This window comes from Kosakonia oryzae, assembly GCF_001658025.2.
GTDB classification, from domain to species: Bacteria; Pseudomonadota; Gammaproteobacteria; order Enterobacterales; family Enterobacteriaceae; genus Kosakonia; species Kosakonia oryzae.
In genome coordinates this window covers 2,939,348-2,953,002 of record NZ_CP014007.2, presented here as the reverse complement: position 1 = coordinate 2,953,002, position 13,655 = coordinate 2,939,348, and the positions used below count along the sequence as shown (strand labels likewise).

Sequence of the window (13,655 nt, the reverse complement as noted above, 5' to 3'; positions counted from 1 at the left end):
CGCTAACGTCGCATCAGAGCAACGCTATGAAAATGAACCCCAGAGCGTGGTTTAACCACTCCCGTATTCCTACGAATGACGCCGAAAACATGACGTTTTCTGCGAACGATCCTGACGGTGAAAGCAATCCGCGGTCAGAACTCTTTTCGACTGCCCAGATGGAACGCTACGGTCAGAAACTGGCACGTACACATAAGTTATCGCCGGATAAACTTCCTTATTACCTGCTGAAAAGGCTCGGCGACAATGAGATCGTCATCACGCAAATCTGCTATGAGCTTAACGCGGGTAAAAAGACGAGTATCATGCCCGCCGGGGAATGGTTGCTGGACAATTATTATCTGATTGAGGAGCAAATCCGCAGTGTCCGCCAGCATTTGCCGAAAAGCTTTGGTAAAGGTCTCCCGTCGCTGATGGCACCGCTGAATTGTCCACGAATTTACAATATTGCATCAGAGGCCATTGCTCACGGTGATGGGCGCTGGGATACCGCCAGCCTGACCAGCTACCTCACAGCCTATCAACAGGTGACACCGCTGACATTAGGTGAAGTCTGGGCATTACCGGGGATGCTGCGCCTGGCGCTGATTGAAAATCTTCGTCGTATCAGCATAGAAGTGATAAAAGCTCAGCAGGACAGAAACCTGGCAGATACATGGATAACCAGGATTTTCGAATGTGCAGAGAACGAGCCTGGTGATTTAATCATGGTGGTGGCCGATATGGCGCGCTCTCGTCCTCCGTTAACCAGTGCGTTTGTCGCAGAACTGGTGCGGCGCCTGCAGGGGCATGGCAACGCGCTGTCGTTACCTCTTACCTGGGTTGATCAGTGCCTCCGGGAACAGGGAGTCACCACTGACATTCTCATTCATAGCTTCAATCAACAGCTTGCCGCCAGCCAGCTATCCGTCAGTAACAGCATCGCGGGCCTGCGATTACTGAGCGAAACGGACTGGGCTGATTTCGCCGAAACGATAAGTGTCGTCGAACAGGCATTACGCAATGATCCTGCCGGTATCTATCCCCGGATGCACTTTAATACCCGGGATCATTACCGCCACGTTGTTGAGATCCTGGCCCGAGACAGTGGTCTCAGTGAGCCTGAGGTTGCGGGCAGGGTGCTGGCGCTTTCGGGGGAGAGTGCTCCCGACACACAGGAACATCACGTTGGCTATTATCTGGCGGGCGAAGGTCGACAGCAGCTGGAGATTCATCTGTTGGCAGACACCTCCAGGCTCATACGTTTGCGGCACAGTTTCAACAGAATAACCCTGTTGTCCTGGCTTGGAAGCCTGGCGTTGTTGACAACTGCAACGACAGCGGCAGTTTTGCACGAAACTGCTCTGCAGGGCGCAGACTGGCTGTTGATCGTGGTGGCATTGCCTCTGATTATCGCTTTAACTCAGTTAATGAGTGATTTGCTCAGTGACGCAACCACCCGTTTTCGCGTTCCTCATCCATTGCCAGGGATGGATTTTTCAACCGGCATTCCTGCTGACAGCGCAACCATGATCGCCATCCCCTGCATGCTGACCAGCCACGATAGTTTCAGCAAGCTCCTCACCAGCCTTGAAGTCTGCTGGCTGGGGAATCAAAACGAAAATCTCAGGTTCGCTCTGCTCACTGATTTCGCTGATTCTGAGAATGAACCCTCGCCGGAAAATAACGCTCTGCTCAGACAGGCTATCGCCGATATGCAGGCGCTTAATCGCCGCTATCCCTCCAGCCGCCCACGTTTCTATCTGCTACACCGGCAACCTGAATGGAACCCCTCTGAAGGAACGTGGATGGGCTATGAACGCAAGCGGGGAAAACTGGCGTTGCTGAACAGCTGGTTGCGTCATCCGGGGACTCAATTCGTCAGTGTTGCGGATATACCTGCTCATCTTTTACCGGGTCACATTAAATACGTCATTACACTGGACAGTGATACGGTGCTGCCACGCGATACGGCACACAAGCTGGTCGCGACAATGGCGCATCCGCTGAATAAGCCAGAGTATGATCCGCTACGCCAGAGGGTCATTAAAGGATTCGGCATCCTGCAACCCGGCCTCGCGGAGGAGATACCACGCAACGGTCAGGGACGTTATGCCGCCATACGCAGTAACGTGCCTGGTAATAATCCTTATTCGATGATGTCTTCGGATATCTATCAGGATCTTTTTGGGGAAGGATCGTTCGTCGGTAAAGGGATTTATGATGTCGATATCTTTGTGCTGGCCACTGCCAACACTTGCCCGGAAAATCTGGTTCTCAGCCATGATTTACTTGAAGGGTGCTATGCACGATCGGGGCTACTGAGTGAGGTCTTACTTTACGAACAGTACCCCAATAATTACCTTTCGGACGTCGCGCGTCGTTCACGCTGGATCCGGGGCGACTGGCAACTGCTTAACTGGCTGAAGCCACGCGTCAGAAAAACGGATGGAACCCGGGATAAGAATCCGCTGTCCACACTTTCTTACTGGAAATTACTCGATAATTTGCGTCGCAGTCTGGTCGCTCCTTCTTTACTGGTATTGCTGTTCTTCTCCCTGATTTGGGTACCCAATCCATTTTACTGGCTTGGCGTACTGGCACTGATATGGCTGTTACCTGCCATCCCCAGCATCGTCCACAACTTTCTGCATAAACCTCTGCGTCGTCGTCTGAAGCTGCATCTGTTACTGGTTGGGGCAGGCGCGCTGAAGCGTTTGTCGGGCATCGGCCTTAATTTTGCGATACTGCCGCATGAAGCCGGATATTCGCTCAAGGCGATTGCCGTGACGCTATGGCGACTGGGGGTCAGCAGGCGTCATCTCAGCCAGTGGGTCAGTCACAGCCTGGACAGCAATCAGGACAAACCCTCTGTTGTACGTTTTTATCAGGCGATGTGGCTGAATGTTGCAGCTGGCGTAACGCTTACAATACTGACCGGACAATTTGCACCGCCACTGCTGGCAATTGCTTTGCCGATCGGTTTGTTATGGTGTCTGGCACCGCTGCTGATGAGCTGGCTGAGTCGCCAGCCTGTGCGTAAGGTGTTTTTGCCAAATCAGGAACAAAAACAGTTGTTACGCCAGACGAGTCGTGAAATCTGGGCATTTTTTGAGACCTTTGCCACAGAAAAAGAAAACTGGCTTCCACCCGATAACTACCAGGAAATACCGCAACCGATGGTGGCCCATCGGACTTCTCCTACCAATATTGGCCTTTCCCTTATGGCTAACCTGACAGCCTGGGACTTTGGCTACCTGCCCGGCGGAGAGGTGCTCCGGCGCGTGTCGCTCACCCTCGACACACTGGATAAAATGGAGCATTACCGGGGCCATCTCTATAACTGGTATGACACCCGTACGCTGGTCCCTCTCAGCCCACGCTATGTTTCAAGTGTCGACAGCGGAAACATGGCGGGGCATTTGTTGACACTGCGTGAAGGGCTGTCCGCCATGCGTCATCAGCCCGTTTTAAACACCCAACGGATACTGGCAGGGCTGAACGATACGCTGGATATTCTGGAAAAACAGTGGGGCCAGAACCCGCCTGATAGCCTGCGGCTGCTGCGCAACCACTGCCTGAGCGCGGTATCGCTACCTCCGCAGGCGTTTTTCAGCGAGCTGAAAAAAATGCGCACCCAGTGCAACCATTTGACAACGCAATGTCATCAGGGATCTCCTCTTCAGATGCGCTGGGCAGGGCATCTGGAGCATCAACTGGTACAGCTTTGCCATGAGTGGTCGCTGCTGCTTGGCTGGCTACCTGCCTCCTGGAACGAACAGCCGCTGCCGACGCTGAGCGAGCTTGCCCGTGCGACATTTACCGGTAAGGGAACATCTCCGGCATCAGCGACGAAGCAGGCCCGGATGCGGCTGAATATTATCACCGAGCTTGAACAGCGGCTGAATGAGCATGCCCGGATGGATTTCGCCTTTCTGTACAGCGAAGCAACCAGTCTGCTCAGTGTCGGTTATAACTGTGACACGAATACGCCTGATAAGAGCCATTACGATCTTCTGCCCTCTGAAATTCGCCTGACCAGTTTTCTCGCTATTGCGACTAATCAGCTACCTCTTAAAAGCTGGTACGCGCTGGGGCGGCTGTTTACCACGATTGATAATGAAACTGCCCTGATGTCATGGAGCGGGTCTATGTTTGAATACCTGATGCCGAATCTGGTGATGCCCACCTGGCCTGGCAGTCTGCTCGATGAGATGAGTCAGTCGGCGGTTATGCGCCAGATTCACTGGGGGAAAGAACGCGGGGTGCCATGGGGCGTTTCAGAGTCTGGTTATCATGCTTTTGATGTTCAGCATAATTATCAATATCAGGCATTTGGCGTGCCGGGGCTCGGTCTGCGCAGGGGACTTGCCGATGACATGGTGGTCGCCCCGTACGCCACGCTGCTGGCGCTGATAGTCTCACCACAGAGAGCCTGTGAGAATCTGCTCAGACTGCAAAAAAATGGCGCACGTGGCGAATATGGTTTTTACGAAGCGCTGGACTATACCCCTTCACGCCTCGCAACCGGTCAGCTTTATGCGGTGGTGCAGTCATGGATGGCACATCACCAGGGCATGGCTTTTCAGGCGCTGGCCCATGTGCTGCTTGATGCCCCCATGGCTGAGCGATTCATGTCCAGTACAGTTTTCCGGTCAGCGAGTCTGCTGTTACAGGAGCGCGTGCCGGATGCGGTCGATCTCTACAGCCCACGCCGTCATTTTGAATCTCATGAGGGCAGGGTCAAACCCGTTCGCTATGAACCCCGAATTTTCAATGAGGTGGACACGCCCGCCCCGGATATTCAGTTGCTGTCCAACAGCCATTACCATCTGATGTTGACAGCGGGAGGGGGAGGTTACAGTCGCTGGAATAATATTGCTCTCACGCGCTGGCGCAGTGATACCACGCGCGATAACTGGGGAACATTCTGCTATATCCGCGATATGCAGACGGGCGACGTGTGGAGCAATACCTGGCAGCCGACAGGCAACGCCAGCGAACACGACGAGGAAGTGATCTTCACCGATGCGAGCGCTGAATTCAGACGCACCTTCGCTGGGCTCAGCGTCAAAACTCAGGTTGTGATCTCCCCGGAGGATGATATTGAGCTGCGACGGCTCACACTGATTCATCGTGGTCGCCAGCCCCGGGCCCTGGCGCTGACAACCTATGCCGAAGTGGTACTGGCACCTGATGCCAGCGATCTGGCACACCCGGCATTCAGCAATTTATTTATTCAGACTGAGCTGAATCCTGAGCGTGACGCTATTCTTTGCCACCGGCGCCCGCGCTCACCGGATGAGCCGAGTCCCTGCCTGTTTCACATGATGGTGGTGCATGGCGATAACCGTCATAACGTCTCGTTTGAAACGGACCGGGCAAAATTTCTTGGTCGTGGCAGAACCCCCGCTAACGCCCAGGCAATAGAGGGCGGAGGGGCGCTCAGCAACACGTCGGGGCCAGTACTGGACCCTATACTGGCGATACGCAACACCATCATTCTGCAGCCGGGGCAGCCGGTCACGATTGACATTATTTATGGTGTCAGTGATACCCGTCAGCAGAGTCTGGCGTTGCTGGAGAAATATCGCGATTACCCTATTGCCGATCGCGTCTTTGAACTGGCCTGGTCGCACAGTCTGGTGGTATTACGCCAGATGAACGCCAGTGAAGATGATGCCACTTTGTTTAACCGTCTCGCCAGCGCAGTGCTTTACCCTGTCCAGGAGCTGCGCGCCGAAGGTCAGATGATCAGCCGTAACCGGCGTGGTCAGTCCGGTCTGTGGGGCTGGGCAATTTCAGGCGATCTGCCAATAGTGCTGCTTAGTATTACCAGTGAGGAAAGTATCGCCTCCGTTACCACACTGATTCAGGCACACCGGTACTGGAGACAGAAAGGACTGGATGTTGATTTGGTGATCCTGAATAACAGCCCCGGTGGCTACCAGCAGGGATTACAAAATAAGATTATGGATTTAATTTATGCCGGGTCTGAAGCCAGTCTGCTGGATAAAACGGGCGGGCTTTTTGTCCGTAATGGCGAGCACCTCTCCGCTGAGGATAAGTTGCTTTTGATGAGCGTGGCCTGTCTTTATCTTGATGACCGCGCAGGTGGAATTAATGAGCAGCTTAACCAGCGTATTCATACCCTGAAACCTCCAGCAAGAGCATTCATTCCGCGTGCTGTGCGGGAGCGTAATCAACATACGGACTGGATCCCCGATATCAGTCAGTTAAGTCATTTCAATGGGTACGGTGGATTTTCGCAGGATGGTCGGGAGTATCAGATTGTCCTGCGGGAAAATGCGCTGACACCGGCACCCTGGTCAAACGTACTGGCAAATTCCCGTTTTGGCAGTGTGATTTCAGAGGCAGGACAGGCTTACACCTGGTATGAGAATGCGCATGAATACCGGTTAACACCGTGGGAGAACGATCCGGTGAGCGATCGCAGCGGCGAGGCGTTTTATCTGCGCGATGAAGAGAGCGGTGAGTGTTGGTCACCGACGGCTTTGCCGGTTCGCGGACACGGTGATTATCTGACCCGCCATGGTTTTGGTTACAGCGTTTTTGCCCATCGTGAGAACGGTATAGACAGCGAGTTGACGGTCCTGGTTGCCGAAGAGGCGCCGGTAAAACTGGCGCTCCTGACGCTCAGTAATACGTCGGGACGAACTCGTAAACTCTCTGTCACTGGCTATGTGGAGTGGACACTCGGAGAAGCCCGAACGCGCTCAGCTCCTCACATCGTGACACAGGCGGCCAGTATCCCTGGCGGCTGCGGGGTGCTGGCGAACAATTTTTACGGTGATAACGGTGGCGGGCGTACTGCATTTTTTGCCGTCAGCGGTAATGATTGTTCACTGACAGGTGACCGTCGCGAGTTTATCGGCCGTAATGGTTCCCTGCACGATCCGTCTGCTATGAAACTGCGCAAACTTTCCGGTAAGACGGGAGCAGGGTTGGATCCCTGCGGGGCGGTACAATCGGCGGTCACATTAATTGATGGGGATCAGAGGACGTTTATTTTTATCCTCGGCGCAGATGAGAATCACGCACGTGCTCAGGAGACGCTTGCCCATTATATGAATGAGAATACGGTCCGCCAGGCGCTAAACCGGGTTCACAACCACTGGCACAATGTGCTCGATAAAATCGTGGTTAACACCCCCGACACTTCCGTAAATTTACTGGTTAATGGCTGGCTAATGTATCAGACAGTCGCCTGTCGCCTTATGGCCCGCAGTGGTTACTATCAGTCTGGCGGCGCATTTGGTTTTCGCGATCAACTGCAGGATACACTGGCACTGAGTCATGCCGATCCGAACCGGATGCGTGAACAGATAATACTGTGTGCATCACGGCAATTTATCGAGGGGGATGTGCAACACTGGTGGCACCCTCCACATGGCAACGGTGTTCGTACCCGCTGTTCTGATGACTACCTGTGGCTCCCACTTGCCGTTTGTCACTATGTTGAAACGACGGGGGATAAGGATGTCCTGGAAAGACTCATCCCTTATCTGGAGGGACGCCCGCTTCAGCCTGGTGAAGAGTCAGTCTATGACACGCCGGTCATCAGCGGCACCGAAGAGACACTCTGGTTACACTGCGTCAAAGCGATTCAACATGGTCTGCGGTTCGGAGGGCATGGCCTGCCGCTGATGGGGGCAGGTGACTGGAATGACGGGATGAACCAGGTAGGTATCGAAGGCAAAGGTGAAAGCGTCTGGCTGGGCTTCTTCCTGTACGATATTTTGCAGCGGTTTGCAGCGCTGGCGGAGCGCAAGCAGGATGACACTGTCGCCTCGATGTGTCGTTCACAGGCCCTGCGCCTGCAAAACAATCTTGAAGCCCATGCCTGGGATGGCGAATGGTATCGGCGCGGGTATTTTGACGATGGTACGCCCCTGGGGGCGAAAGCCTCGCAGGACTGCCGGATTGATGCGATAGCCCAGAGCTGGTCTGTATTGTCCGGAGCCGCAAGCCCGGTCCGCTGCTCGCAAGCTATGCAGGCGCTGGATAAGTACCTTGTGGATAATGAGGGGGGATTGATAAAGCTTTTAACGCCGCCTTTCGATGGACACGGTCCTAATCCGGGTTACATTCAGGGGTATCTGCCCGGTGTACGGGAGAACGGGGGGCAGTATACTCATGGCGCTATCTGGGCAGTGATGGCATTTGCCCGGATGGGGAATGCAGAACGCGCCTGGCAACTCTGGTCAATGCTCAACCCGATAAATCATACCCTGAATGCGGACTCGGTCGGGATCTATAAAGCTGAGCCTTATGTTATGAGTGCTGATGTCTACAGTGTCGCTCCTCATACCGGACGAGCAGGATGGAGCTGGTATACCGGTTCCGCAGGCTGGGCCTTGCGTTTACTTACTGAGGAATTACTGGGGATAAAACGCTCCGGTGCTGCCTTTACTGTTCATGCCCGGTTGCCAGATGAGTGGCCGTCTTTTTCTATGAGATATCAATATGGCGAAAGCCATTATCAGATTAGTGTCTCACGCGGCGAAGGAGAATATCGGGTTACGCTGGATGGCGTTCTCCTCCCTGATGACAGAATCCCACTGCGGGATGATGGACAAAACCATTCAGTTGAAATCATTCAGAACGGATACTGATTTCAGACGCGCATTAACGTCTGCCGTTAATGCGCTGATTATCCCTGAGAACATCAATCGCAGTCTGCATAGCGACTTTGTCATCCCGCCTTTTTTGTTTGCCCTGCATAACCTGAAGGTATTCAAGCAACGTTCGGGTATTAATCGGTCGGCCCTGTTTACCCACAGCCAGCACGGCTTCACCAAGAATAATTTTCACGGGCGGCAACTGTGCCGGATACCAATCAAGAGTGTCTTCTGATTTCATCATAAATTTCTCATGGAAGGGTATTGTATCATAAATCAGACATTCACCTTTTCGCTTTTGAGTATCTTGAGGATGATGAATCCAGAGGAGAACTTCCTGCACGTCAATAATCAGCTCATAAATTTACTGGTTCACTATTTTATCCCGGTTCTCCATATCTTTTACCATTACGTGCAGGATTGTTTTATTTTCTGAATTTAAACAGTCTTCAACTGTCTAAAATGATATGTATCGCTAAAGATCAATTCTTCATTATTTTCCTTATGCGTTACAACTTTCATTAGCGTTAAGGAAATTTATGTCACAACCCTTTCATCATAATTTACTCTATCCCCGCTACTGGTTTACCTGGTCTGGTTTGGGCCTGCTGTGGCTTATCGTTCAACTTCCTTACCCGGCCTTACATATTCTGGGCTCTGCTCTTGGGAAAATATCCAGACCCTTTCTGAAGCGCCGGGAACGTATTGCGATTAAAAATATTGAACTCTGCTTTCCCGAAATGACACCTTTTGCCCGAAGCCAGATGGTCAATAAAAACTTTGTTTCTCTTGGTCTGGGGCTGATGGAAACGGGTATGGCCTGGTTCTGGAGCGATGCGAGAATCAAGAAATGGTTTGATGTCGAAGGGATTGAAAACCTGACCAATGCAACCAGAGGAGTAATGGTTGTCGGGATTCATTTCATGTCTCTTGAATTGTGCGGAAGAGTCATGGGGTTATGTCACCCTATGATGGCAACGTATCGCCCACACAATAATCCATTGATGGAATGGGTTCAGACAAAAGGGCGTATGCGTTCAAATAAAGCGATGATTAATCGACGTAATTTATCTGGCTTTGTTCATGCTCTTAAAGCCGGTGAAGCTGTGTGGTTTGCACCTGATCAAGATTATGGGCCTAAGGGTAGCGTTTTCGCCCCCTTTTTCTCCGTAAAAAAGGCCGCCACGACGAATGGAACGTATGCATTGTCAAAACTCGCTGGTGCAGATTTGATCACTCTTAGCATGATCCGACGGAGCGATAAAAAAGGTTATCAGATGTATATCAGTAATCCGTTATCAAGCTATCCCGAGGGCGACGAGGTCGTCGCAGCCGGTTACATGAATAAAATCATCGAAAATGAAATCCTCCGTGCCCCTGAGCAATACCTGTGGATGCATCGCCGGTTTAAAACCCGTCCAGCAGGAGAAACATCCTTATACGAATAATCACATCAACCTGTGACCCACATCGGATACCTCCTTACTGGCAACCGATGGTAGTAGCTGAATTACGAGTCGGTAAAACGGCGTTACGTGTATTTTCACAATATGAGAGCATTTTAAAATGCTTCTTGATTCGATATCCCGCCCTTTCAGCATCAGACCATGCTGCCTTAACCAGCAATTGCTGGTGGAAAACCTATGGTGTGAACCACGCACAATTACCTGGGCGATGCTTCCCGTACTTCATTCAGGGTTCTGAACAGATAAAAATCCAGAAACACGTATATTAGGCGGGAACTGACTCTCCCTGAAGTGTTATGTATACAACCTGATGAAATTAAATGATTTTTATTTAGTGAGGGAAAGGAAATATATTTTTGATCACTACCATAATCGTACCCTTTTCTTGATCTCCGTTATCGATATACAATACTGTATATGCATACAGTGATTGATAATGGTGATTATCATGCAGTTTTTCACACCCGGCGAGCTACGCCAGATAGTGGCATTACCGATGTTTAGTGAGCGTGTTCCCTGCGGCTTTCCGAGCCCGGCGCAAGACTATGTTGAGCGGCGTATCGATCTGAATGAACTAATGATTCAGCATCCGAGTGCAACCTATTTTGTGAAATCCAGCGGCGACTCAATGGTTGATGCCGGAATCGGTGAAGGGGATTTACTGGTGGTGGACAGTTCCCGCAGAGCGGTGCATGGCAGCATCGTTATTGCCGCCATTGATGGAGAATTCACGGTTAAACGCCTGCAACTGCACCCCATTGTTATGCTTAAGCCGGAAAATAGTGCTTATGCGCCGATCATGATCGGTAGCGAAGACAATCTGGATATTTTCGGCGTGGTGACCTATATCGTGAAATCTGTGAGTTGATCATGTTTGCACTCTGTGATGTGAACGCTTTCTACGCCTCCTGCGAAACCGTATTTCGCCCAGACTTGAAGGGCCGACCGGTGGTTGTTTTGTCAAATAATGACGGTTGTGTTATTGCCCGTTCTGCTGAAGCAAAGCCTTTTGTGAAAATGGGGGAACCGTACTTCAAACAGAAAGATTTTTTAAGACATCATGGCGTGGTGTGTTTCAGTAGTAACTATGAACTCTACGCGGATATGTCCAACCGGGTGATGACAACGCTTGAAGAGATGGTCCCTCGTTGCGAAATATACTCAATTGATGAGCTTTTTTGTGATTTGACTGGCGTACGTCATTGCCGCGATCTGACGGAATTTGGCCGTGAGATCAGAAGTACGGTACTCCAGCGTACCCATCTGACAATTGGCGTCGGGATAGCGCAGACGAAAACCTTGGCTAAGCTGGCAAATCACGCGGCAAAACGATGGCAGAAACAGACGGGAGGGGTAGTTGATCTCTCCAGCGTTGAGCGTCAGCGTAAACTGATGGCGGCCTTGCCTGTGAGTGAAGTCTGGGGAATAGGGCGGCGCATCTCGAAAAAGCTGGAAGAGATGGGAATTAAGAACGTGCTGCAACTGGCAGATACCGATATTCGCTTTATCAGAAAGCATTTCAGCGTTGTTCTGGAGAGAACGGTGCGTGAGTTGCGGGGGGAAGCGTGCCTTGAGCTGGAAGAGTTTGCGCCGGTAAAACATGAAATCATCTGTTCTCGTTCGTTCGACGGGCGGATCACTGAGTATGAAGAAATGCGCCAGGCCGTTTGCAGCTATGCCTCCCGGGCGGCGGAGAAACTCCGCGGCGATCACCAATATTGTCGGTTTATCTCCGCCTTTGTGAAAACATCGCCTTTTGGCCCGGAACCGTATTACGGAAACAGCGCCTCGATCAAGCTGCTAACGCCGACTCAGGACAGTCGGGATATTATCAGCGCGGCGATACGCTGCCTGGATGTTATCTGGAAAGACGGTCATCGTTATCAGAAAGCGGGAGTAATGCTGGGTGATTTTTATAGTCAAGGTATCGCGCAACTGAATCTGTTTGACGAAAATGCACCGCGGAAAAATAGCCAAAAGTTGATGGATGTACTGGACCGTCTAAATGCTGAAGACGGACGTGGAACGTTGTATTTCGCCGGGCAGGGCATCCAGCAGCAGTGGCAGATGAAGCGGGAGATGCTTTCGCCGTGTTACACCACACGATATGCCGATCTACTCAGAGTTAAGTGAGATCAGGGTGTTGCCAGGGCCAGAACAGAGTGTCGCGGTCAACAAAAATTGGCCACGGCTTTAGAGTTTTCCAGAACAATCGCTCTGATTCATTCGGCGTCAAACCACCGTCATAGTGATGAGATCTTCATATCCCGTGATGTAATTTGTTATCGCTGTGCTGGCTTCACGAAAGTTTGCGTACCCATATTCTGGCGCCCACTCTATTTTCAGGCTGCTGAAGAATCGATCCATTAGACTCTTATTCCGGCATTTTCCTCTGCGACTCAGGTTTTGCTTTTATCGATAGGCTGCTGGCAGCTAATAAAATTAAGCTCTTTCATTAGCGTTGTTGCTCCTGGCGGCTCAGTTTTACACCTTTGGAATATTACGTGCGTCTGCAGAGCCGTTACTTTCTCTCACGGACAAAGCTGAGTAACGCCGCACGCGTGCTATCAGGTTTCTTTGGCTGCCGCCAGGCCTCTAAAAATTTTATAGAGTCCATATGACTTAGATTATGGGCTTAACGAAGAGAGCAAGCCGCTTGCGGCAGAAAATAATGAAGCTACTGAAGTCATATGAAATTTATGCGGCGGGGATGCCAGACAGTGTTAACCACCGCCTGGCAGCATGTACTGGCGATAGCTTAAAAAATGCGCGTCCAGCGGATATCGTTGGCGGGCGGTACCGCGCCGGAAACCGGATCGCTATGACCAAAAATACGCGTGTTGTGCCAAATCTGATTATTCTGCGCCGCTATCCGTACATTCGCGGCAAATTCTGCGATGCCCGGACCGCAAGAGGAAATATAAATTCTTGCCGGAGCGGCGTTGTTCGCCATATTTCCCTGAACCAGCGCAAGAAAGGTTTCGGCATCAACATCAACAACGCCCGGAGCTGCGTTGCCAATTTCCGTACCATTACCATGGGCAATAACCACAATAGTCTCGCCGTTGATAATATTTAAATTCATGGAACTGACCTGTGCCCACGTATAGCGATTTGTGATGGGGTTCCAGGCGGCATTCAGTTGCGTGTTAACAATATCGGCATCGGTAGACATGAGCATTACAATGGTCATACTGTATCTCCTCTCTGTGAAATATAACCCTTTGATTTAAAGGAACTTCTATGCTTATTGCGGCAATGAACAGAAAACGGATAAAACAACCCGACAATGCGTTACTGCGTCGCCAATATTAACCAACTGATTTTTCCCCACCAGTTAGCCAGATAGCCGATGCACTATTCCTGGTGTTGTCTGGCGCAATTCGGTGGCGTCATCATAAGCGGCAATAGGGCATCGATTTATCGTCTCATTCTTAAATACGCGTTGAGTACGAAAATCCTGATGACGTGCAGTTGATAAAAAAGGGAAAGATTATTCGCGGTGTACAACCATCAGCGCAGGGGATTGTTTTTACAATCAATGGGTAACGCACTACACTTAATGGTT

Annotated in this window: 6 protein-coding genes and 1 pseudogene; 4 read left to right on the top strand and 3 right to left on the bottom strand. The window is 51.2% G+C overall.

The features are described 5' to 3' along the window. Positions 1-26 precede the first annotated feature (26 nt). The gene (locus tag AWR26_RS14005) at positions 27-8,615 is read left to right on the top strand and encodes a GH36-type glycosyl hydrolase domain-containing protein (RefSeq protein WP_064566733.1); all 8,589 of its coding nucleotides are present in this window, start codon (positions 27-29) and stop codon (positions 8,613-8,615) included. A 13-nt stretch (positions 8,616-8,628) separates the two neighbouring features. Here the strand turns inward: AWR26_RS14005 and AWR26_RS14000 are convergent, their stop codons facing one another. Beyond that, positions 8,629-8,862, bottom strand: coding sequence for a hypothetical protein (locus tag AWR26_RS14000; protein WP_007374831.1), 234 nt, complete (start codon positions 8,860-8,862; stop codon positions 8,629-8,631). A 298-nt stretch (positions 8,863-9,160) separates the two neighbouring features. Between AWR26_RS14000 and lpxP the strand changes: the two genes are divergently transcribed. The 3 genes from lpxP to AWR26_RS13985 all read left to right on the top strand — a co-directional run bounded on the left by lpxP (position 9,161) and on the right by AWR26_RS13985 (position 12,220). Next, positions 9,161-10,069, top strand: a complete 909-nt coding sequence (lpxP, locus tag AWR26_RS13995) for a kdo(2)-lipid IV(A) palmitoleoyltransferase (RefSeq protein ID WP_064566727.1) — start codon at positions 9,161-9,163, stop codon at positions 10,067-10,069. Positions 10,070-10,535: 466 nt separating this feature from the next. Continuing rightward, positions 10,536-10,955, top strand: a complete 420-nt coding sequence (locus AWR26_RS13990; protein ID WP_064569021.1) for a translesion error-prone DNA polymerase V autoproteolytic subunit — start codon at positions 10,536-10,538, stop codon at positions 10,953-10,955. A gap of 2 nt (positions 10,956-10,957) precedes the next feature. Then, the gene (locus AWR26_RS13985; RefSeq protein ID WP_064566724.1) at positions 10,958-12,220 is read left to right on the top strand and encodes a Y-family DNA polymerase; all 1,263 of its coding nucleotides are present in this window, start codon (positions 10,958-10,960) and stop codon (positions 12,218-12,220) included. Positions 12,221-12,258: 38 nt separating this feature from the next. Here the strand turns inward: AWR26_RS13985 and AWR26_RS25750 are convergent. Both AWR26_RS25750 and AWR26_RS13980 read right to left on the bottom strand, forming a co-directional pair. Next, positions 12,259-12,499, bottom strand: a pseudogene (locus AWR26_RS25750) (IS3 family transposase); the annotation flags it as partial. A gap of 346 nt (positions 12,500-12,845) precedes the next feature. After that, the gene (locus AWR26_RS13980) at positions 12,846-13,280 is read right to left on the bottom strand and encodes a hypothetical protein (RefSeq protein ID WP_064566721.1); all 435 of its coding nucleotides are present in this window, start codon (positions 13,278-13,280) and stop codon (positions 12,846-12,848) included. Positions 13,281-13,655: the final 375 nt, after the last annotated feature.